This is a genomic window from Paenibacillus wynnii (assembly GCF_030812855.1).
GTDB lineage: Bacteria > Bacillota > Bacilli > Paenibacillales > Paenibacillaceae > Paenibacillus_AQ > Paenibacillus_AQ wynnii_A.
Genome location: NZ_JAUSTK010000008.1, coordinates 116748 through 138645, shown reverse-complemented (window position 1 = coordinate 138645; position 21898 = coordinate 116748). Strand labels below are relative to the sequence as shown.

General features: G+C 45.7%; 17 protein-coding genes and 1 pseudogene. 4 read left to right on the top strand and 14 right to left on the bottom strand.

Annotation, left to right across the window (positions count from 1 at the left end):
- Nucleotides 1–73: 73 nt before the first annotated feature.
- Both J2T20_RS10725 and J2T20_RS10720 read right to left on the bottom strand, forming a co-directional pair.
- Nucleotides 74–1288 (bottom strand): annotated as a pseudogene (locus tag J2T20_RS10725) (chromate transporter).
- A gap of 40 nt (nucleotides 1289–1328) precedes the next feature.
- Nucleotides 1329–1607 (bottom strand): PadR family transcriptional regulator, encoded by a 279-nt coding sequence (locus J2T20_RS10720; RefSeq protein WP_307588149.1) that lies wholly within the window; start codon nucleotides 1605–1607, stop codon nucleotides 1329–1331.
- Nucleotides 1608–1972: 365 nt separating this feature from the next.
- Between J2T20_RS10720 and J2T20_RS10715 the strand changes: the two genes are divergently transcribed.
- The 3 genes from J2T20_RS10715 (at nucleotide 1973) to J2T20_RS10705 (ending at nucleotide 3421) form a co-directional block, all read left to right on the top strand.
- Nucleotides 1973–2161 (top strand): hypothetical protein, encoded by a 189-nt coding sequence (locus tag J2T20_RS10715; protein ID WP_307588148.1) that lies wholly within the window; start codon nucleotides 1973–1975, stop codon nucleotides 2159–2161.
- A 2-nt stretch (nucleotides 2162–2163) separates the two neighbouring features.
- Nucleotides 2164–2787 (top strand): EcsC family protein, encoded by a 624-nt coding sequence (locus J2T20_RS10710; protein WP_307588146.1) that lies wholly within the window; start codon nucleotides 2164–2166, stop codon nucleotides 2785–2787.
- A gap of 379 nt (nucleotides 2788–3166) precedes the next feature.
- Complete coding sequence (locus J2T20_RS10705) at nucleotides 3167–3421, top strand: hypothetical protein (RefSeq protein WP_307588145.1); 255 nt, start codon at nucleotides 3167–3169, stop codon at nucleotides 3419–3421.
- Nucleotides 3422–3573: 152 nt separating this feature from the next.
- Here the strand turns inward: J2T20_RS10705 and yunB are convergent, their stop codons facing one another.
- From yunB to J2T20_RS10680, 5 genes are all read right to left on the bottom strand, one after another.
- Entirely contained in the window at nucleotides 3574–4581 is a 1008-nt protein-coding gene (gene yunB / locus J2T20_RS10700) for a sporulation protein YunB (protein WP_307588144.1), read from the bottom strand.
- A 145-nt stretch (nucleotides 4582–4726) separates the two neighbouring features.
- A complete protein-coding gene (locus J2T20_RS10695; RefSeq protein ID WP_307588142.1) occupies nucleotides 4727–5338 on the bottom strand; it encodes a TVP38/TMEM64 family protein in 612 nt (203 codons plus the stop codon).
- Nucleotides 5339–5547: 209 nt separating this feature from the next.
- Nucleotides 5548–6423, bottom strand: coding sequence for a glycine betaine ABC transporter substrate-binding protein (locus J2T20_RS10690; protein WP_307588141.1), 876 nt, complete (start codon nucleotides 6421–6423; stop codon nucleotides 5548–5550).
- Between the two features lie 14 nt (nucleotides 6424–6437).
- Complete coding sequence (locus J2T20_RS10685; RefSeq protein ID WP_307588139.1) at nucleotides 6438–7271, bottom strand: ABC transporter permease; 834 nt, start codon at nucleotides 7269–7271, stop codon at nucleotides 6438–6440.
- Entirely contained in the window at nucleotides 7268–8467 is a 1200-nt protein-coding gene (locus J2T20_RS10680; protein ID WP_307588137.1) for a quaternary amine ABC transporter ATP-binding protein, read from the bottom strand. The genes J2T20_RS10685 and J2T20_RS10680 overlap by 4 nt, the downstream gene beginning before the upstream one ends.
- Before the next feature lie 255 nt (nucleotides 8468–8722).
- Between J2T20_RS10680 and J2T20_RS10675 the strand changes: the two genes are divergently transcribed.
- On the top strand, nucleotides 8723–9280 hold the full coding sequence (locus J2T20_RS10675; protein ID WP_307588135.1) for a GbsR/MarR family transcriptional regulator: 558 nt from the start codon (nucleotides 8723–8725) through the stop codon (nucleotides 9278–9280).
- An 86-nt stretch (nucleotides 9281–9366) separates the two neighbouring features.
- On the opposite strand, the gene J2T20_RS10670 is transcribed toward J2T20_RS10675, so the two are convergent.
- The 7 genes from J2T20_RS10670 to J2T20_RS10640 form a co-directional block, all read right to left on the bottom strand.
- The gene (locus J2T20_RS10670) at nucleotides 9367–10986 is read right to left on the bottom strand and encodes a glycoside hydrolase family 5 protein (RefSeq protein WP_307588265.1); all 1620 of its coding nucleotides are present in this window, start codon (nucleotides 10984–10986) and stop codon (nucleotides 9367–9369) included.
- A gap of 30 nt (nucleotides 10987–11016) precedes the next feature.
- Nucleotides 11017–11865, bottom strand: a complete 849-nt coding sequence (locus tag J2T20_RS10665; protein WP_307588133.1) for a carbohydrate ABC transporter permease — start codon at nucleotides 11863–11865, stop codon at nucleotides 11017–11019.
- Between the two features lie 5 nt (nucleotides 11866–11870).
- Complete coding sequence (locus J2T20_RS10660; RefSeq protein WP_036647598.1) at nucleotides 11871–12758, bottom strand: carbohydrate ABC transporter permease; 888 nt, start codon at nucleotides 12756–12758, stop codon at nucleotides 11871–11873.
- A 32-nt stretch (nucleotides 12759–12790) separates the two neighbouring features.
- Nucleotides 12791–14104 carry an ABC transporter substrate-binding protein gene (locus tag J2T20_RS10655; protein WP_307588132.1) on the bottom strand — a complete coding sequence of 438 codons (1314 nt, stop codon included), beginning with the start codon at nucleotides 14102–14104 and terminating at the stop codon, nucleotides 12791–12793.
- 111 nt (nucleotides 14105–14215) lie between these two features.
- A complete protein-coding gene (locus J2T20_RS10650; protein ID WP_307588131.1) occupies nucleotides 14216–15301 on the bottom strand; it encodes a response regulator in 1086 nt (361 codons plus the stop codon).
- Entirely contained in the window at nucleotides 15298–17079 is a 1782-nt protein-coding gene (locus J2T20_RS10645) for a sensor histidine kinase (RefSeq protein WP_307588129.1), read from the bottom strand. Before J2T20_RS10645 ends, J2T20_RS10650 begins: the two co-directional genes overlap by 4 nt.
- A 240-nt stretch (nucleotides 17080–17319) precedes the next feature.
- Complete coding sequence (locus tag J2T20_RS10640; RefSeq protein ID WP_307588127.1) at nucleotides 17320–21813, bottom strand: S-layer homology domain-containing protein; 4494 nt, start codon at nucleotides 21811–21813, stop codon at nucleotides 17320–17322.
- Nucleotides 21814–21898 lie beyond the last annotated feature (85 nt).

Genomic DNA, 21898 nt, shown 5'->3' with positions numbered 1-21898 from the left:
AAATAGTGTCCCGCAAGGAGGTGAAATTAAAACGGGTAAAAGGACAAAACGTTCCCCTTACCCGTTCTCTGTATTACAATAACCCCAGCAGCATTCCACCCGCTGCACCAGCTACTACAACCACCCAAGGCGGCAGCTTCCAGAAGACCAGCATTACAAATAAAATGACGGCTAGAGCGAAATCCATTGGCTCCAAAATAGCTGTTGTCCAAAGGGGATCCTACAATGCAACAAGCAATATACCAACTACAGATGCGTTGATTCCAACCAATGCCCCTTGGATTTTAGGACTTTTTCTTAATCCGTTCCAAAACGGAAGTGCTCCGATCACAAGAAGAAATACTGGCAGGAAAATCCCAAAGGTGGCAACCGCTGCCCCAAAAATACCTCCCTCCAAAGCCCCTAGGTAACCTGCAAAAGTGAACAACGGTCCTGGAACCGCCTGCGTAGCTCCGTAACCCGCCAAGAAATCTTCTTGGCTAACCCATCCAGTTGGTACTACTTCACCTTCCAGTAGCGGTAATACAACATGTCCGCCACCGAACACCAACGAACCGGAACGATAAAAGCTGTCAAATATCGCCAACCATCCAGTTTCCGCTGTTCCTCTGAAGATCGGTAGTGCTACTAACAGACCAAAGAACAAAACTAAACAGACAATAGCAAAGGCTCTACTAATTGAAATATGAAGGTTTGTTGTTCCTTCCGTAACATTTTTACGATAAAGCCATAAACCGATCACCCCTGCTACAGCGATCGTGAGTACTTGACTGTATGCTGTTTGCCAATACAATGTAACGGATGCTGCAATGACAGCGATTGTTACTCTGTTCCGGTCAGGAGTAGGCTTTTGCCCCATGCCTAGAATAGCATGGGCAACAATCGCTACAGCTACGATCTTGAGTCCATGAATCCATCCTGCAGTACCTAAGTCATAGCCTTGAAGCAAAAAGGCAAACGCAACCAACGCAATGACAGATGGCAAAGTGAATCCTAGCCATGCAATAAGGCCTCCGAGCAAACCTGCTCTTACAACACCGATACCAATACCAACCTGACTGCTCGCCGGGCCAGGAAGAAACTGACAAAGGGCTACTAAATCAGCGTAGCTTCGTTCATCCATCCACTTACGACGACGTATGTACTCATTGTGAAAGTAACCTAGGTGGGCAATCGGCCCACCAAATGAAGTAAGACCTAATTTTGTGGATACAATCAACACTTCAAGAAGTGCTCCAAGCTTCGCCTTTTGATTACCTTTCGATACCTCCTGCTTACTCGCTTGCATATCGTCTCATTACCCCTTTGCCTTTTTCTTTTGTGAGAGGTTAATTGTGGATTTCTTTAAATAATTCATAAGCTTTTCTCCTTGCTTCATAAAGTACCTTTTCCCCATAAGGTGTAGTCTTATAGTACTTTCTTATTTTCCCACCTACATTTCGATCTTCTCTATAGAGTAATCCGGTTGATTCCATAGTCCGTAAAAGCGGATACATTGTACCCGCGCTTAAGTTGTAACCATGGCTTTTCAACTCATCAAGCATCCAGGAACCGAAAACCGAATCTTCACTCGCATGATGCAGAATATGAATTTGGATAAACCCCAACCCGCCCTTTGCTGCACTGGCGTTAAAAGAAAAAGGCGCACCGCACCAGCGTGAACCGTCTGCAAGCTAAGTCGTCTAAACCGAAAGCGGCTGAATGTCGAGGCTTAAAGTCCCCGAGCCGCCAAAAGTCCAAGAAACGAAACAACTCGACCTCTCTCCTAAGCCTTCCCCCGCCCGAACTTCCCGTGCCAGTGCGGGTCAGTGCGGCTGTGCGGCACCGAACCGAACGACGCGCGGCGAAACCAACTCCATTTTTACCTCACTTGTCGCCCATCACGGCGTCGATCACATCGCGGTAGGAATTGCTAGACCGATTGTGAATTTACATTTGAACCATCAAACCTAAGACGAAAGAAGGGGTAACAATGGCAGCAGTAATCGGCATCATCATCATCTTAGCCATCGCCGGACTCTGGCTGAGAGGCATTTTCGTCATCGGCCTCATCGGGCTGAAATTCATTTGGGACGTGGTAACTTTCCCAATCGTCATCATCTACAAAATTGTCATGTTCTTCGTGGACAGACGAAATCCTCAACGCAAGCGGGAGATGTGAGCATGGACAGAAACGCAATCACCGAAGTGCTGGAGTGGGCCTACGATAAGGCCGTTTTTTCGGGCATCCCAGGAACAGACTCCTCCGTAGAGCTAGCCGAGGAGTACTTGAAGCAAGACGGGACGCTCTTCGAGCGGGTCAACTCCCTCATCCGCTGGGAAGTAGCGAAAAGCGCCACGTCGGGGTTCATGACTGGCTTGGGCGGGGCCATCACTCTTCCAATTACTTCTCCTGCCAACCTCGCCAGCGTCCTCTACATCCAACTCAAGCTCATCGCTGCCATCGCGCACATGGGGGGACACGACGTCAGAGAGGACAAGGTCAAGACGCTCGCGTTCGTCTGTCTCTGCGGAAGTGCCGTGACGGAAGTTCTTAAGGAAGTGGGCATCAAGGTCGGCATGAAACTGACCGAGCAAGCCATTCTCAAAATCTCCGCCAAAGTCATCGCAAAGATCAACACGGCAGTCGGCTTCAAGCTGCTGACCAAATTCGGACAGACAGGCGTTGTCCAACTCGGCAAGGCAGTTCCGCTGATCGGAGGCGGAATCGGTGCGCTGTTCGACGGCGTTTCCACAAACATCATCGGGAACGTGGCAAGGGATACCTTCATTTCAATTCCCGACTAGTCCTCAGTGCCTCTCGGATCAACAATCCGAGAGGCATTACACTCTAAGTTGAAGTTCACATAATGTTCACATTTTCACTCTGGAAGACGAATGTCGTGAAAGTCCTGCGTAAAAGCTTCGTAACCCCTTCACAAAAAGGACGATCCCCAAAATAGCCGATTTAAAGCCGTTTTCGCCGATATTTACGAAAATACAGCCCAATAAAGCTGTTCCTACAAGAACACATCGAATCCTTTTGGCCTCGACGTCCACGTACAAAACCTTCACGAGCTTTTTGTGGGGGTAGCATCCAAACTCCGTTTTTCACCCCTGTTCCTCAGTCGATCCAGCCTCTCAAACCATGCTATCTTAAATGAACACTTGAGAGGAGAAAATCCAAATGCACGAGTTAGTTTCGAGCGAAGATGCAAGGCAAGTTGTTGTTCAAGCGATGGAAAAGTACAAAGCAGGTGACGCAGGTGCACCATTCGAGCGGTCTGTGCTACAGGCTGTCCTCCACATCACCGAAATCGATCAAGCCGAGCTTCAGCAGCTAAAAGCTGAGATGACAACAGGTGGAGTATCTTGGCGAGATTTCAACAATGCCCTCAAACAAGAAGCTCTACGTCAAAGTAGTTTAATGCCGGCGGTCTAAGACCTTAATTAGCAAATGCATGAGGGAATTTGTCCGTTTTCTCGGAGATCAGCCAGAGGTTAATAGAGAAGGGGATAGCTAGGGAAGCCTATTTCTTAGTAATGAAAAAAAGCGCACCCCCTATTGGAGTGCGCTCTTTTAAATTTATGTTCTTATTCGGTGCTGCTAATTTCTTCAGACACCGCGTTGCCGGCTTTCTCCGGCTCCGGCACCGTTTCCGGTTCAGCTGTACTTGTAACACTGCCTTCGGTGGTACCGTCTTTTTCCTTTTGCAGACCAGGTATAGATATTCCCGGCGCACTGATACCATTATCTCCAACAGGTTGACCCTGATTGTCGTAATAGTACATGGGAACATCACCGACCACCATTAAATAAGATACCGGGATTTCCGTATCCACAATCTGTGGTTCTATATCAAAGGGAATCACTACGGCAACCTCGGTCACAATATGAATAAACACCTCTACTAGAATCATATTGATTCCGGCATTCTGCTGGCGGGTGTTCAACTCTACCTTTACCGCCCCTTGCGGTTCAATTTTAATTGGAATATCAGGCCCGAAAGAAGCAATCAGAGGACTGCCCAGTGCTTGACCGAGGGGAATATACTCTTTCTTATTATGCAGCTGTTGTAGTGTAGTCTGAATAACTTCAGCCGCCTGCGAGGTAATGCGCATATGTTCACCGTAATTAAGCATGAACCCCGATATCTTGCCGTTCTTATCGGTCTTCCAATCAATCAACTGCTCGGCGTTTCCTCCATTGGCAACTTGTGAAGTAATGGCTTTGTTAATGGACTCTGTAGCAATCTGTTTAACACGGATTTGGGCCAGATGCACAATTGGGGGTTTTAAATGTCTCTCCACATAGCGGATACTTTGCAGTGCCGCCAGAAGGAGTAATAAAGAGACGATCAGCCATAACTTTCGGCGGCTGCGCGGCTTGCGTTTAGATAGGTTTGGGGCAGTAAATGTACCTTCCTTGCGACTGCCCCATAGCTTGCGTTTTTGTCTTTTGGCTTCAAAACGTCCGCCATAAAACTTCTTGCCTGTTGAACTGCGGCGCGCCTTGAAGGCTGATTTTCTCCCTGTGGGAATCCCGTCCCAGCTAAACCGGGGAATCCGGATCCGGCTTCCCCATTTCTTAGTTCTGGCCATTGAATACCCTCCCGCCTTAACCGGCGGTCAAGCCGCCTCTATACGTATAAGGTATTCATCAGGTGGACAAAAAAGAAGAACACTCCTATCAGGCAACGCCTGCCCCCAGGGAATATTCTTCGTTTATATCTGGTCTTTATGGTCATCAGGTCATTCTGCTGCGTTTGTCCTCCTGCAAATGATCCCAGTGTCTGCGAATAAAGACCCCAATTAGTATTACACAAAATACGCCGTACCAAGTAAGATAGGTCCCCCACTGTTCTTTTGGAACGATCAAGCTTGAACTAAGAGTTCCGAAAAGCCAGATGTACGAGAGGTTACCCAGCACTGTCCCCCATATAAAGGAAGAATTCGGGAGGGGTGATACCGCCGACATAAAGTTGATAATATTATTAGGGATTATGGGAACCGTACGCAACAGTACCAGTGTCCATATTCCGTAGCGGTCCAAATAACGCTGCCATTTATCATAACGCTTCAGACGTGAGCCCCATTTGCGGTCAAACCAATGGAACAGATAACGCCGGAAAAAGAAATACACCAGTATCCCGCCCAAGTTGCAAGCCAGCCAGCTGATCAGCATCCCCCCAATTACGTTAAAAACCGAGACGTGAAGTACGATTAGTATGGCGAATGGAAAAAATCCAAAGAGGCTTTGGAGCATAGCTAGCGGAATGGTAACGAACAAAATGGATGGTCCAGTGAGACCTAACGTTTGCAGCAGCCAATCAATCCATTCATTCAGGGTCTCTGTCACGGAGCTGTCTCCTCTCTTAACTCCTTGCAGCAGCTGCCTCCTCATGTACCTCAAAAGCATAAGTAGTTATTTTCAAGAAAAACACCCCTTACGGGGTGTCCATTGAATAAATCTTACGTCATGGGATGTATATGTTAAGAACAGTCGTTAGCGTACACGTTACAAATCTGTAGCCTCATGTATTTCTTAATCATAGCACACTTCTCGAACTATTCAATACCAGCTAACCATTCGTTAACCTTGTCTGTATTGCCCTCCACCCATAGCTTCGCGGCTTCTTCCGGCGACTGGCCACCTTGTATAGCGACCATTACCTCAGCCATGTCTGCCGGAGTCCACTGAAATTGATCCAGAAACTTATAAACCTTCGGCATGTCAGCTGCTAATTCTTTCCGGACCATCGTATGAATTTGTTCTTCACCGCCGTAGACACCCTTTGGATCCTCTAAATATTTCAGATCCATATTCGCAAACATCCAGTGTGGTGTCCAACCGGTAACGACGATGCTCTCCTTGTTATCATATGCCTTTTTAAGTTCTTGTGCCATAGCCGCCGAGGAGCTTTCCACCAGCGTGAAGTCACTTAACGAATACTCTTTAAGTGCCTTTTCCGTAGCCATCATTATGCCAGCCCCCGGCTCAATACCTATAATCTTATGATCTAATTCCGCACCTGTATCTACAGTCGTTAGATCCTCAATGGACTTAATATTCATGTATGTTGGAACAGCAAGTCCGATCTTCGTTCCTTCTAGATTTGCACCTAGATCTTCAATATCCTTACCATACTTCTCAATATAAGAGGCATGTGTTCCCGGCAACCAAGCAGCTACCATAGCATCAGCACTTCCATCGGCAATTCCGGCCCACATCGGGCCGGCGTCGACCTGTAGCATTTCAACTGAAAGACCAAGCTTCGCTTCCAGCACCTCCTTGACTACATTCGTACTGGCAATTTCCGAATCCCAGGCCACATAAGCCAACTTAACTTTCTCCTTTTTTTCCGGTGAGGAACATCCTGCTAAGGCAGTTACTAATGCTACCAATAATAGTAACAGTAACACTCCCGATTTTTTGTTTATCATTAAACATAACACTCCTATCTCTGTTTTGGTTTTAATGCATTCTGTGTCAAACGATCCAGAAGAATCGCAATAATCACTATAGCTATACCCGCTTCAAAGCCCGCGCCTGTCTTAGCCTGTGATACCGCACGATAAACCAAAGCACCCACACCTTGTGCGCCGATCATAGAAGAAATTACTACCATTGATAAAGACAGCATAATGGTCTGATTAATACCGGCCATAATGGTAGGCATCGCAATAGGAAGCTGAAGCTTAATCAGCTTTTGTGTAGGGGTCGACCCGAAGGCATCAGCCGCTTCAACCAGCTCTGCTGAAACCTGACGAATACCCAAATTGGTCAACCGAATCGTTGGCGGGATGGCAAATATAATAGAAGCAATTACACCTGGGACCACACCTAGCGAGAAGAATGAAACTGCAGGTAATAAATATACAAAAGCAGGCATCGTCTGCATAAAATCCAAAATTGGGGTTACTGTATTTTTCACTCCATTACTTTGTGCGCATAAAATGCCAACCGGAACACCAATGAGCACTGCAAGAATCGAGGCTGTCAATACAAGGGCTAGTGATTGCATTGTAGGCCCCCATAGACCAAGATTGTCAATTAATAGCAGTCCAATGACTGCAAACAGTGCCATTCTCCATTTACCAATCCAGTAAGCCAAAGCAGTAATAAGAGCAATAAGAATTAGTGCCGGTAAAAATAGAAGCGCAGCTTCAATTCCATTCACCATTCCACCAATAATGGCATGTATAATATCGAAAAACGTCCCAAAATAGGTGGTCAGCCAGTTCTCAATCCACTCAATTCCGCTCCCTAGTGGTATTTTAGGAAGATTCATCTTAGCATTCCTCCTTCCAGTACTGCATTCCCGGCTAACGCGGATAGAACGGCTCCCTTAATAACAATGCCCCTCAGTCGATTCGATTCATCCACTACAGCTACCGGTAAATGTGTCTCTGACATCATCTCAAACAAATCGTTCAGCAGCGCATCCGGGTGTACTCGCGGTATGTCACGACGCATTACATCGAGGATAGTTTGATCTTGCTTAAGCGCCTGCGCTGCATCATCAGCGGTAATCAGACCGTGCAACTTCATTTCTTTGTCCGCCACATAAAGACTGGATACACCATTATCCCGCATGAGTTGAAGAGCAACACGGGGTCCCCGCTCGGGTCTAATCATTTCCGGGGGAATCATAACATGGGCTGCTGTGAGAACTTTAGATAAGTCCACATCTTCCACAAACCGTTCTACATATTTGTTGGCAGGCTGGATAAGGATTTCCTCCGGTGTACCGATTTGCACAATTACACCGTCTTTCATAAGAGCAATTCGATCACCAATCCGAAGTGCCTCATCCAAGTCATGCGTAATAAAAACGATCGTCTTTTTCACACGGGCCTGCAGCTCAAGCAGTTCCTGCTGCATATCCTTACGAATGAGTGGATCAAGAGCACTGAACGCCTCATCCATTAGCAAGATATCCGGATCGTTAGCAAGCCCACGAGCAAGCCCTACACGCTGCTGCATCCCTCCACTAAGCTGATCCGGTCGATGATTCTCCCAGCCTCCGAGACCTACAAGTTCCAGAGCCTTCATCGCCAGCTCTTTCCTCTTCTTTTTCTCAACCCCCTGTATTTCAAGCCCATACTCCGCATTGGAGAGTACAGATCTATGAGGAAATAAGGCGAACTTTTGAAACACCATGCCTATATTCTTGCGCCGAAATTGCCGTAGTTGTTCCGCGTTCATTTTGACAACATCTTTTCCTTTGAAAAGGACTTGCCCGGCTGTGGGCTCAATTAACCGGTTCAACAATCGAACAAGTGTCGACTTGCCGCTACCGGATAATCCCATGATGACGAAAATTTCGCCTTCTTCGATACTGAATTCGGCTTTGTTTACACCGACTGTCAGCTTGACTTCCTGTGCAATTTTCTCTTTAGACCACCCTTGATCTAATAATGGAAGTGCCTGTCTCGCCTCTGAACCAAATATTTTGGTGAGCTGTTTTACCTCAATAATAGTCATGGTAGACCTCCTTCTCCCGAAAATAGCCGGGTTATTTCACTCTTACAAGTGTAGCGGACTTGTGAAAAGAAACGCAAAGCCCGTATTGCGATATAATTGATCATACAGTTTAAACTTTATAAACTTTATGTATAGAATACTCCGTTTTACGCCATATTCCTTTCTACATGTATTCTTTACTTCTTGGGGAGGATTTTATTACAATACATGAGTAAAGAAATACTAATGAATCACCTATTTCCCAGGAGGGTCACCATGAATGATTTACAGGGGCTATCGCCCGAGCAAATAGAAAGAATCAGCAAAGCCCGTGAGAGTGTAATTGACTCCATTGGTAAAAACATGGATTTATACGGTATAACTTTATCTATTGGCCATTTATACGGCTACATGTACTTTAATCAGGGACCTGTCACCTTGGACGAATTAAGCCAAACGATGGGGATGAGCAAAACTTCGATGAGCACCGGAGTCCGAACTTTACTGGATCTGAAGATGATTGATAAGGTATGGGGAAAAGGGACACGAAAGGATTTATTCGAGGTCGAGCCGGATTGGTATCAGAATTTCAGTGATTACTTCTCTATTAAATGGAGAAAAGCAGTCGAAGGAAATATGGCGGCACTGTCGAAAACGCTGAAAGAGATTCACTCCATGAAAGAGGATTATGCCGGGAATGAGACAATCTATTCTATCTTAAGTATTGACGAGGCCAAGATTGAAGAAGCTATCAAATACTACCGCTGGCTACTTAAGCTCATTGAAGCTTTAGAGAACGGGAAGATTTTTGATTTGATTCCGAAGGAAGAGTAGAGCTAAGGTCAGAAACCCTGAACGGCTATCTCTGAAAAAACACGGCGAGCCCCTACATTAATAAGGGCCTCACCGTGTTTTTATGTTCAATAAAAGATTCGAATCCATTGGATACTCGCGGCCATCACTTGTGCAGATAATACGATCTTGTGTCTGCCAGTCTTAAGCCCGAAGGGTAGCGGAACTTGGACAAGCTCCCAGTCATCCTCCTTGGTTGTGGCTGTGAATACAGGGGAACCATCAAGGGATACGGTAACGGCTCCCCCTTGCTTCGTTCGGATATAAAGTTCAATCCTGTACGCGTTTGAGACCGAAAAGGCAGGAACCCTGAAGGTATATGAAACCCAGTCTTCCGGTGCAAGCTGGACATACATCCATTCTTCAGCCTTCCATACCTCACCCTTCATGTGGGCAAAGTTAGGGATATTCCTAGTATCTTCGACAAACCGGATATCCACTCCATCCTTCACTCGGAAGTCTAAGCTATGATCCGCCTGTTTGCCTAAGCCAAAGCTTTCGCCCGCTCCCTTATAATCATAAAAAATAGCAGGAATTCGAACAGAAGGTCTGCGGAACAAAGCATTTATGACCTCTGGGCGATAGGTACAGCTTTCAAGAGACAAGTTATCTAAGTACGTCCACAGTATTCGTTCCGCAGATTGTGGATCAGGCTTACTCCCGCCCTGTAGATAGTCGATCAATTGCTGCCAGCCTTCAGGCTTATTGACGGAACAGGGAGAATTAACACTATCCAGCTTCTTCCAAGTCCAAAAATTCCAGGAGATGTCATGATCTTCATAAAGTTGAAATGCCCCTACGAACCAATCATTATTATTCTCCCCGCCTTCGCCCATGAATATAGGAACCTGTAATTCCTCCCGCTTATCCAAAAATTTCTGAATACTTTCTGTATCCGGGTTGTTCCAGTATTTATGAAATTGCAGCATCAGATTATGATCTACTACCTCATTGAAGATTGTCCAGTCTGTAGCCCAATGCACGCCCTCCAAAATAATCATATGACGCGAATCCACTTCCCGGATCGCCTGGATAATATCTTTATAAAGCGGCATTACTAGATCGTTATATTCAGCAAAATAGTTAGGAAGAGGTTCATTAAGCAAATCATAACCTGCTACAATCCACTCGTCCTTATAACGCTCCGCAAGCATTCTCCATAACGCGATAGTCAAACGCTGGTTCGATTCGTTCGTGAACAATTCCGGCTTATCATTCTCAGAATCATCGATATTTGCCCCCGTCTGTCCCCCAGGCGCTCCATGCAAGTCCAATATGACATATAGTGAGCATTGACGGCACCAATCGATGACTTGATCAATAAGCAGCAAGCGTTCACCCTTAATCCTTAAAGGCTCTCCGTCCTCGATCAAGAATCTGGCGTTAATAGGGACACGGACCGAATTAAAACCTTCTGCTGCGATTTGCTGAATGTCCTCTTTGGATATGTATCTTTTATAATAAAGATCCCAGAATTCAGCGGCTTTGCTGTCACCAATCAAATCCGTAATCATCTTCTCGATTCTCCGCGGACGATCCCCTTGTTCGGGGAGATGCCACATATACCCTTCAGGGAGCAGCCAGCTTCCCAATCCAACACCCCGCAGTAATATCTCTTGGCCTATGCCGTTGACGATTTTTTTGCCAACGGCTTTTACAAAACCGGTTACCTCTTGATTTGATTCCATATCCAACTCACTCGTCCTCTCATCTCAAGCTCAGCCTTTAATGGCACCTTCTGCGATCCCACTGAGAATGTATTTTTGCAGCAGTAAATATACAACTATAATCGGGAGCATGGTCAGCACCAAGGAAGCCAGGATAGCCGACCAATCGTTATTATACTCACCAAACAGCATATTGGTAGATATCAGCAGCGTGTAATAGTCAGAATCCGTAAGCATTAGAAGCGGCAGCAAAAAGTCGTTCCACATCCATAATGCATTTAGAATGGCTACCGTTGCTGTAATTGGAAGAAGTAATGGAAAAATAATGACAGAGAACAATCGAAGCTCTCCGCAGCCGTCCATCACTGCAGCCTCATCCAAGTCGCGTGGTATCGATTTAACGAAACCATGATACAGAAAAATAGCCAAAGCAACCCCTAATCCGATGTAAATGAGTCCGAGTCCATAGGTGCTTCCTTGAACATGCAATTCCTTCGAAATCTTCACCAAAGTAATCATAATGGAGTGAAAAGGAATTAAGGAAGATAAAACAAAAAAGGCAAAGAAAAATTGACTTAGCTTTCCGGGTGTACGTGACATTTTGTAGCCTGCCATTGAAGCGAACAGGATAATACCCGTTACCCCAATCAGAGTTATCATGATTGTATTCCAGAAGCTTCTTAGAAAGTCGATTTTATGGTAAGCATCACTATAATTAGCAAACGTTAAGCTGGTGGGAAGAGCTAGAATATGATTCAGCATTTCTCCGTCTGTTTTCAAGGAATTCAACACAGCCATATAAATAGGAAATAATGTAAACACGGCTGCTATTACCAAGATCAGTAGAACCATAATATTGCCTGGACCACGTTTTTTTCGGGAAGAATAAGCGTTCTGCATAGCTCTCATGCCTCCACCTCTCTTCGTTTCATGATCCATAATTGAACCATAGTGATTAGCAATACAATGATAAATAAAATGATGGCTTTGGCGCTGGCATAACCATACCTTTGATTAAAGCGGAAAGCTTCTTCTACGATATTGATCGCGATCACCTGAGTGGATCGTCCGGGTCCACCCCCGGTTAAGGCAAAAACGGCATCGAACACCTTAAAGGAAGTGCTAAGCGTCAGAAAAATACCAATAGTCACTGCAGGATAGATCATTGGCAGCGTGACATGCCTGAAGTTCTGTACACTATTAGCGCCGTCGATGGCCGCGGCTTCACTTAATGATTTGGGAACACCTTGCAGCGCCGCGATGTAAATAACCATCTGATACCCTACACCGCCCCATAATGAAAGAATGACGATAGAGTAGAATGAAAAGGAAGGGTCACCGATCCAGGATTGATCCAGCAGCAACCACCCCGTTTTCTCCGCAATAACTGGCAATACCTTTGTGAAAATAAATACCCACATGAATCCCCCAATAATGAGACTCAGCATGTTAGGCATGAAGAAGATGGTACGGAATAACACTTTACTTCTGCGACGAGACTCCACCAGGACCGCCAGCAGCAGAGCAATTACATTCTGTAGTACAACCATTACAATGACATATTTAAGTGTAAACCCAATGGATTTGATGAAATAAGGATCATTCCCCAGCGCCTCAATATAATTGGAGAACCCCACCATTTGGTAGGTGGGATTCAGGCCGTTCCAATTCGTTAAGCTGTACCATACGCCCCCAAAAGCAGGGGCGATGGTAAACACAGCATAGAACAATAAGGATGGCAATACGAAGGCCAGAAGAATGATGGATTGCTTATTTTTTCTCGAAAGGTTCATCTGCGCTCACTCCCCATCAATCTATAGCCGACTTATTGCACACTTTTAATTGCGGTTTCCCAGGCTTTATCCATACTGCTGATGAATTGTTCCTTCGTTACCTCTTTGGCATAGTAGCTTTGGAGCAGTTTCGCTTGCTCGTCTGTTACACCGTTAGGCAGTTTCAGATCCTGATACGCTTTGCCTTGCTCCACGTATTTGGAAGCTTCGTTCACCCAAGGGAATACCTCATATTTGTGCACTGTCGAAACAGGATTAAATTTCAATTCTTCAAAAAGAGCGGAAGAATCCTTATCATCATAGAAGTAATTCAGTAAATCCAGTGCAACCTCTTTATTCTTGCTTGATTTGGATACAGCCAGAGTCGTCGAGACCGACAGATTAATCATGGTTCCTTCTGGATTGTTACTCACTGGAAGCGGAGCTACTCCGAATTCAATATCAGGGTTAACCTTTAGAATCGTTTCAGCATTCCAAGGTCCTTGAACCCACATGGCAGCCTTGCCATTTGCAAAATCGGTAGAGCCAGCTTCATTGCCAACCTCAAAGGGCTTAGCTGTTCCATTAGCATTAATGAGATCGATAATATTGAAAATATCCTGTACATCCGCGTATGATGCTTCACCTTTGTTCATCTTCTCGATCCAGTCCGGATGCTCGGAGGAGGTAATCCCTCCTAGTGACAGTGCTGTCATTAACTGTGGAACCCAGGATTCCTGAAAAGCCAGCATGAAGGGCTTCACCTTATTCGCTTGCAGCTTCTCTACAACTACCTTCATTTCATCAAGCGTTTGGGGAGGCGCAATGCCCAGTTCATTGAATATTTTTTTATTGTAAAGATAGCCCCACGATGAGCTCTCCAGCGGAAGCGCAACCACCTGACCTTCTAGTGTTACTGTGCTCTTTACGCTTTCGTATAAAGTCGCAATTGCCGGTTGGCCAGACAGATCCTCTAGGTACCCTGCTTTGAAATAAGTTGGCAAATCGTTAGCGTGCACATCAAAAATATCAGGTGCATCATTTGAAGTCAGTCTCGCTTGAAGGACCTGCTTCGCTTGATCAGGATTCGGCATTTCCAGGTCAAAGGTTACCTCAATATTTTTTTCGGCAAGCTCCTTCGCCTTGAACTGTTCGAAATACTTCTCGAACTGTTCTTTAAACCGCGGTGAACCCATTTGAATTTTCAGCTCCACCTTCTGAGCTTCGGCCGTCGGCTCCGCCGTAGCTTCCTCCACAACTTTTTCACCATTGTTCACTGCAGGATTAGCAATGTTTGTGGTACCGCAAGCTGACAGCGATACCAACATCATTAAGCTTGCAAGACCTATATAAAGCGCTTTCTTCATTGTTGACTCCCCCTCTTTATGGTTTGGTGCTCCTTCAGTATAGGGCTAGTATGGGGATTGAAGCATTAGCGCGGATTAGCAGCTTTTATTGCACAATATTGATATCTCTTTCTATTTCTTGCCCTTCTGTATATCTCCTGGCGTCAGACCGAACTGCTTCTTGAATACGCGGTGGAAATAGGCAAGCTCTGTGTATCCGGTCATTAGCGCTGCTTCTTTTATCGAAATGTGAGGCTGTTGCAGCAGCTCTCTTGCACATTCCATACGCCTGCGGATAATGAATTCGGTAAGGTTCTCTCCTACTGTAGTTTTAAATAATCTACTTAAATGTTCCTTGCTTACATAAAAGTTACCGGCGATTGATTCTAACGTAATAGGCTCCAAAAAATGCTTATCAATATAGTCCTTCACCTCAGGGATAAGAAGACGGTTTTTCCTCTTGCGAAGCGTTTCGATTTTATCAATGGCATCTACATAATTGGTTTTAATAATAGCTAGTGTATCGGGTACATCTGTCCATTGTCTTGGCTCTTCGCTTAAAGTGAGATGAAACTCAAATCCGGCTTCATTTTCCAGCATAAACTGCTCCAGAATGTGTAAGAAATCTTCGCCGATCTTAGTAATAAGAGCTGGTTCCAAGCCCTGTGGGTAAATGTCGACAAGAAATTCCTCCAGTTTATCCAGTGCCTGCAAAACGGCCGGCTTACTCAGCTCGAATAGGGCAGCAAAAACGCGCTGCCGCAGGGCGACATACCGGTCCATCGAGAGCGTACTCGGGAATACCAGCGGTGAATCCCAAGAAGTATTTACGGTTTGCTTCTGGGCCTGCAGTTCATGTATACATTTCTCTAGCGCCGCATTCAGCTCGTCCGGATCAACTGGTTTAAGCAAATACTCCACCGCTCGGGACTGAATAGCCTGTTTCAGATACATGAAATCATCGTAGCCGCTCATGACAATAATTTTCAGGAGGGGGAATTGAACATTGATCTGTTTCAGCAGCTCAACACCATCAACACCGGGCATTCTCATATCTGTCAACACAATCTGAGGCCCCAGTTCCTTCATCAGCCGAAGACCTTCCTTGCCATCTTCTGCTTCACCAGCAACCCTTAAGCCTAGCCGGTCCCAATCCCCTAGCGCCTTTACCACCTCTCTCGCCCAAGGCTCATCGTCAATAATCAGTACTTTATTCATTCCTGTTCCCTCCCATTCTGTAAAGGCAGCTTTATGACAAATACCGTCCCCAAATCCGGCTTGCTGAATATTCTCATCGATGCGTCACCGCCATAATGCAGCTTAAGTCTGGATACGACGTTTTGCAGCCCGATTCCCTTACGCACTTTCGGTTTTTCATTCTCCAAATTCGTATTGCCCAATTCAGGCTTTAAGGAACTGCCTTCGGTCAGCGCTGACCGGAGTATCCTTAAACGCTCACTTGGAATGCCAACTCCATTATCCATAAGGAATATCACTAGATGACGCCGAACTTTTTTCACACGGATTTCAATTTCCCAGCTTCCTTCTTTCGATTGCAATCCATGTTCAAAAGCGTTCTCCACAAGCGGCTGTAGAGTGAATCTCGGAACTGTTGTACTATTGGCCCTTCCGTCAGATTCAACGATAATCGTACAGCGTCCCTGAAATCTCTGCTCCTGGATAAACAGGTAATTGCGGACATGCTTAAGCTCATCCTCGAGTGTTGCAATATCATCGCCGCTGCTGATCGAATATCGCAGTAGGTCGCCGATTACCTTCGTTATCTTATAAATTTCAGGCGCGCCTTTGACAAGTGCCATGCCTCCAATTAAATTCAGCGTATTATTTAGAAAATGCGGGTTAATCTGTGCTTGCAGAGCCATAAGCTGCGCATTCTTCACCTCAATTTCCTTCTGGTATCCATTCTCCACCAGTTCCTTCATTCGCTGCATCATCGAATTATAACCTCGTTCCAACAGGCTAATCTCATCATAGCTTCGAATGGATGTCTGCTCGAACTGATGGAGCGGCGTCGTTCTCATGGTTCTGGCAAGGCCTACAATGGGTCTTGTAATCCGCAGGGACACCGCAATGGACAGCAGGATCGAGACTACCGCGAACAACGAACCGGTTATGAGGCCTGCTTTTACCGTGATGTTAGCGCTTTTCGAAATGGTTGAAATCGGCAAGGCTTTAATTAAGGTCAATTCCCCGTCATCCACCCGCTTTATAAAAATATAATAGCTTTCTGTTCGCCTGATTTCCGGTTCTTCTTTCGGGCTATAATCATTCCCTAATTGGCTAATCACCTTTTCGAAACTCTGATCCGGTGTTGATCCTGATAGCCGTTCTCCCTCATCATTGATCAGGAAAACCAGGCTCTCCTCCTCTGATTTCAGAATCGTGCTGACCTCTTTCCATACTTGCTTGTTGATCCGTATAGATAAGCCGCCGAGCAATCGTCTATCTTGGAAGTCGTTAATACTATGAAAGGCATAAATATCGTTGCCGGATTCTTTGAAATACATGTTAATAGGTTCTCGCAACATGCGGCTCCAATTCCCCTTTTCAATATCCAGCGAATAGGTAAGGCCGCTATTTGCATAATTAATGGCATAAGCCTTCTGATTCTGGTACGTGTAGAGCGCTAGTTCATCAATTTTTTTGGAATTGGCATAAAAAGCTTTGGTCAGTGTTTCTTGAATATATTTTTGTGTGCGGAATTGCAAGCCGATATCTTCATTTTCATTCCTATTTAAGCCGTCTATCAGTTCTTGGTCGACCTGCAGGGAATAAAACAATACATCCATTTGGCGGAATAATTCGTCCAAGTACTGATTCGCCCACATCATGCGGGAGTGGTTGGCCTCCAATATTTCTTTCTCCACAGACTCGCGTGTATTGTCCGTGGCAATCCAGGTCATTGTTATTACAGGCAGAGTTGTCAAACAGATCATCAAAATCATCAGCCTATAACGTATGCTTGTTCGTTTCATGCTCGCACCCTCTCCCCTTTTACGCTGACCCCATTCATGTCGCTCATTGTCGAAACCAATTCGTCAGACAGGAATGTTACTCCTGCTCCCAATCCACAAAATTCATTTGGGAAAAGAGTCAAAAAACGGCGATGCCCCTATTAAAAGAGGCATCGCCGTTTTTAAATAGATCACTAAACCTCATAATTAGGGACAACAGAGATATTTCGCTTCACACTTGAACGGGCTTCAAAAGTACCGTCATTCAATCGTGACCGTATCTCTGGCGACAACGGCGTCATTCAACGTACCTGTAGGCAGAATCACCGGAGGAGTGCTAGGCGGCAATGTCACTATAACAGTAGACGAGTTTCCTCCTACAACTTCCTTGACTGAGATATCATCGAATGAAATCGTATGGGACACACCATTTGCAGTAACATCCGTTCCCATCGTTTTTCCGATTAGATAATTTAATTTAAGAGTATTGTTGTTAGTGACTGTAAATTGTGTGCTGTAGGTTGCCCAAGTCGCTGTAACATCAACTTTTGCTGGATTGGATGCTGCAGTAGTATTGGAATATTCGACAATGATTTGTCGCGCTACCGTGGATTTGACCTTAAAGCTGAGCTCGTAGGTTTTACTGGCTTCCAACTGGATATCTTCCTGAAACAACTGTGTATGCCATGGTTCCCAACCTGCGGCTGCTATTGTGACTTCAGCTACTCCTTCATTCACTGTAAAGGTTGAAGATCCTCCTTCACCTGACCATTTAGACCAGCCCGTTTGCCCAATCCCAAATGAACTATTTAATACAAGATTGGTGTCATTGGCAAGAATAGTCTGTATTACAGTGCCGCTTACATAATAGTCAGCTTCTACAGTAATAGTGTACAATCCTTCAATAGGAAATGCCGATGCAGCTATGGTTATTTTACCTGGCTCTATCGTATATTTGCTTGCCTCTAGTGCAGTACCGTTGACTTTCACTGATGTGATCGCACTGCGCCATGCCTCGTTATCCGTAAATATAAGTTCTATCGGATTGGAGACGCGATTATTGCTTTTGTCTTTCAACAGCTCCTGCGGTTTAGAAGGTGCATTCTTAACCTCAAACCTTACATTATCAATGGTAATGTCATGCAATCCATCTACACTTATACCGTCTACTTTACCAAGTAAAAATTTGAGGGCAAGTGTATCATTACTACCTTGGCGAAATTCAAATTCGAAAGATTTAGGCTCCGCTGTTATGTCTATGATCTTTGAAAAAGAAGGCTGATAGGAGGCATTATCGGCAATCACCTGAATTTTGCGTACTGTGCTTGAGCTGGCATCAAATTTTATTACATAATCAATACCGCTTGCCGCCTTCAGATTATTCTGGAACAGCATTACCGAGTAGGACTGAGTCCCCGTGTTCGTGATGCTGAATTTGGCCTTTCCATCCGATACAGCTGCAGTACTTTGACCTCCCTGCTCCGTTAGAAGCCGCTCCCAAGCGTCATAGCCAAAGTTGAACTCCCCATTTAGAAGCGGGAAGTATACCAAGGAGGGATCATAGTAAAAGCTGGTGCGTATCAGGTTAAAATTATCTACACTTATTGTTCCCGCTGATCCGCCCAGTTCTAGAACAAACTGCCCCTCATGATCCGTTACCCCTGCAAGGTTAGGGAAATTCACTTTGATTTCCTGGTTTACCGGAGTCAAATCAATAACTTGCTCTGCATACACACTGCCATCCTTACCAAGCAGCTTTGCATTAGCCGTACGATTCGCTGTGGATGCCGCTTCAAAGGTAAGTTCATAATCCTGCCCCGCAATTAGATAGATCCCTTTTTGCAGCAGCTTCACGTCACCTGTATTACTGCCTGCCTGAGTAACTTGCAGGTTTAATGTCCCTTGAGCATTTACAACAGGGCTTACGGCTGCGCCATTTGCTGCTTCTGTATGCCAATAACTCAACCGGTTCGGTTCACCCAAATCAAAGGTTCCGTTGTATAAATGATTCCCGCTGCCTAATGGAGTCTTAGCCGTATCATGTTCGAAAGGAATACTATCGATCTCCTCCAAGCGTACATTTCCGAACCAGACAGGGGAAGCATTGGTTCCCATGTTGAATTCAACCCTTGCGGCAATATCGGAATCTTCTTTCATTTGAAACATTATTTCATAAGGCTTATTCGTAATCGTAGAGGTTAACTCTGCTTTGAGACCTGGTGAATATCCCGCATACCCCCGCGATTGCCCACCTGTAACACGGACGTTAATGTTCCGGGAGGTGTCAGTCTTTGCATCAAAGCTCAGCTTGTAAAACCGTCCTTTAGCCAAAGATACAATGGCCTGCGGTTGGATGGAATAAGAATTCCCGCCTGCATTGCTGATATTCACTTTGACGAAATTCTTACCTCCAACAGGTTCAAGTGAAAGCGTAGCGTTTGCGCCCGATTCCTTGAATAAAGACCAGTAAGCAGTTTTCGGGATGCCCATTCCAGCATCACCATCAACTTGCTCAGTGAAGTTGTTATTGTATACCAGATTTCCATCCGGAAGTGCAGTTTTGGAGCCAGCCAAATAAGGCTCTTTAGCTATCGTAACCGGCACCGGTTGACGATACTCCCGGCCTGTCAGGTCATATACTCTGACATAATCAATCTCCATACTTTTCGGGAAAACGGTCTCACTTGTCGGATTGCCGTCAAAATTTCCGCCGACCGCCAAGTTCATCAGCAGATGGAATTCCTGATTGAACGGAGCTGGATATGCATTGTTAGCCGGCTGTCCGTTGCTCAGGCTGTACCAGTCATTTTTAGTGGAGAAAAGCACACCGTCTACATACCAACGGAGTTCACCCGGCTCCCATTCGAGGGAATAGGTGTGGAACTCCTCTATCGTCGAATTTCCTGGAAACACGTATTCCTTACCGGAGTAGATATTGTCCGGCCACTGCGCGCCGTAATGAATAGTCCCGGCTACGGTATTCGGACGACTGCCCCAGCCTTCCATAATATCAATCTCACCGGAAGACGCCCATTGACCGTAGACGGTATTCTCCGGCAGCATCCATATTGCCGGCCAGTAGCCTTTTCCCGTTGGAGCTTTGGCCCGGATCTCAAACTTCCCGTAGGTTTTACTGAATAAGCCCTTAGTTTTAATTCGGGAGGAAGTATAGGGCTTACCGCCCTGCTCCTCTTTAAGAGCTGTAATAATTAACTTTCCGTCCTTCTCTTTTACATTTTTCTCCTCGTTGGTGTACCATTGCTGCTCATTGTTGCCCCAACCCGGGTTACCAACTACTGTCCCGTCTCCTAGGTCATAGGTCCATTTCGTGGAATCAATTGTTTCATCATTGAACTCATCACTCCATACCAAAGTCCACGGATTCACAGCGGGTGTTCCGCCACCGCTACCGCCGCCACTGGTCACAGGGGGAACTGTGGATGACACCGTCACCTGACTGGCATTGCCTTTTGGCAGTGCTGCGCCACCGAGGGTAACTCCCTCTGCATTGTTCTCCAGTGCGTTGATTATTGCGCTACCTTGAATGATGCTGCCTTTAGCATTTGGAGCGATTTGCAGCACATTAAGTTGAATCTTATCGTTAAGTACAAGAGTGGTTGGACTCTTCAGCGAAAGCTTGCTGAGCCCTCCTGAAATATTAAGGGTCAACCCAGATACTGTAGAGTCTGTTGTTGTTACAGCTGCAAAGTCCCCTTTAAGCTTCACCGTTTTGGGTCCTGCAGTTACGTGGATATTAGTGAAGCCAGCCCCCGTTAGGCTGCTCTCCTCCAACATTGCACCGGACTGCACGTAGACGGCATCGCATACCGTTGTACCGCTGGCATACACACGAACCTTACCATTTGATTTGGAAACTTGCGTTTCCCCAATCGCAGAGTCTTTGAAGCCTACACTCTGCTCGCCTCCCCCGGAAATAAAGGTTGTACCTATAACCTTTACTTGGCTAAGCAGTGCATTTCCCTCACCAATTCCTTGGGTTAAGTAGAGGTTGCCCTCAATAACCGTGTCCTTCAGGGTAACATCAGCCCGATTGATAATGACATTCCCTTTTACCGTTCCAAGAGAACCCTCTCCGGCAGTAACAACTAGTTCCGAAATCATCCGATCTACCATTGAAGCAAGTTCTGCACGGGTTACAACACCATCCGGTTTAAACATTCCCCCGGGGTAACCCTTAATATATCCACCGGCTGTGAGTGCGGCGATCGCGTTCAAGGTTTCTGCGTTGACTCCGCTGAGATCCTTGAAGCTGACTGCTGTGTTGTCTGCTTTTAGATGAAAAATCTTCTGCAGCGACAGTACTACTTCACCTCGGGTAAGCGGGTGTGTTGGGGAAATCTTATTATCTGTGTCTTTGTTTATATAGCCTGCTGCAATTCCTTTGGCAATGTCACTCTTGTACCATGCTGATTCCTGCACATCAACCGGGAGTACCGCCGACTGCTCCTGATAATTGAAAATACGATTCATGATGGCCGCAAACTCTGCTTTGGTTACCACTTTTGCGGGACGGAAAGATCCATCCTCATATCCGTTTATGACTCCATTCCCACTCCACCGCTGTAAAGGTCGAACAGCCCAATGATCTGAGCTCACATCCGTAAACGCTTTCATTACATTCGCCGGGCTGTCTGGAATCGAATTAGCCGCGAACGTTGTACTTCCCGCTACCGGAGATAACAGTCCGGTAACCAGCACCATAGCTGATAGGATTGCTGAGACGTTCCTCTTCATTCTTGATTTCTCCTCCTTAATTTTCGTAAAGTTTCGTCATCGAAGATGAAAAATCGAAATCGGTTTCGATAATGCTATTGTTGAC

Coding starts and splice junctions, on each gene's coding strand:
- J2T20_RS10675 (WP_307588135.1), top strand. CDS start 8,723: ATGAATGATTTACAGGGGCTATCGCCCGAGCAAATAGAAAGAATCAGC.
- J2T20_RS10660 (WP_036647598.1), bottom strand. CDS start 12,758: ATGAACCTTTCGAGAAAAAATAAGCAATCCATCATTCTTCTGGCCTTC.
- J2T20_RS10710 (WP_307588146.1), top strand. CDS start 2,164: ATGGACAGAAACGCAATCACCGAAGTGCTGGAGTGGGCCTACGATAAG.
- J2T20_RS10640 (WP_307588127.1), bottom strand. CDS start 21,813: ATGAAGAGGAACGTCTCAGCAATCCTATCAGCTATGGTGCTGGTTACC.
- J2T20_RS10690 (WP_307588141.1), bottom strand. CDS start 6,423: ATGATAAACAAAAAATCGGGAGTGTTACTGTTACTATTATTGGTAGCA.
- J2T20_RS10665 (WP_307588133.1), bottom strand. CDS start 11,865: ATGCAGAACGCTTATTCTTCCCGAAAAAAACGTGGTCCAGGCAATATT.
- J2T20_RS10715 (WP_307588148.1), top strand. CDS start 1,973: ATGGCAGCAGTAATCGGCATCATCATCATCTTAGCCATCGCCGGACTC.
- J2T20_RS10645 (WP_307588129.1), bottom strand. CDS start 17,079: ATGAAACGAACAAGCATACGTTATAGGCTGATGATTTTGATGATCTGT.
- yunB (WP_307588144.1), bottom strand. CDS start 4,581: ATGGCCAGAACTAAGAAATGGGGAAGCCGGATCCGGATTCCCCGGTTT.
- J2T20_RS10650 (WP_307588131.1), bottom strand. CDS start 15,301: ATGAATAAAGTACTGATTATTGACGATGAGCCTTGGGCGAGAGAGGTG.
- J2T20_RS10705 (WP_307588145.1), top strand. CDS start 3,167: ATGCACGAGTTAGTTTCGAGCGAAGATGCAAGGCAAGTTGTTGTTCAA.
- J2T20_RS10685 (WP_307588139.1), bottom strand. CDS start 7,271: ATGAATCTTCCTAAAATACCACTAGGGAGCGGAATTGAGTGGATTGAG.
- J2T20_RS10670 (WP_307588265.1), bottom strand. CDS start 10,986: ATGGAATCAAATCAAGAGGTAACCGGTTTTGTAAAAGCCGTTGGCAAA.
- J2T20_RS10655 (WP_307588132.1), bottom strand. CDS start 14,104: ATGAAGAAAGCGCTTTATATAGGTCTTGCAAGCTTAATGATGTTGGTA.
- J2T20_RS10680 (WP_307588137.1), bottom strand. CDS start 8,467: ATGACTATTATTGAGGTAAAACAGCTCACCAAAATATTTGGTTCAGAG.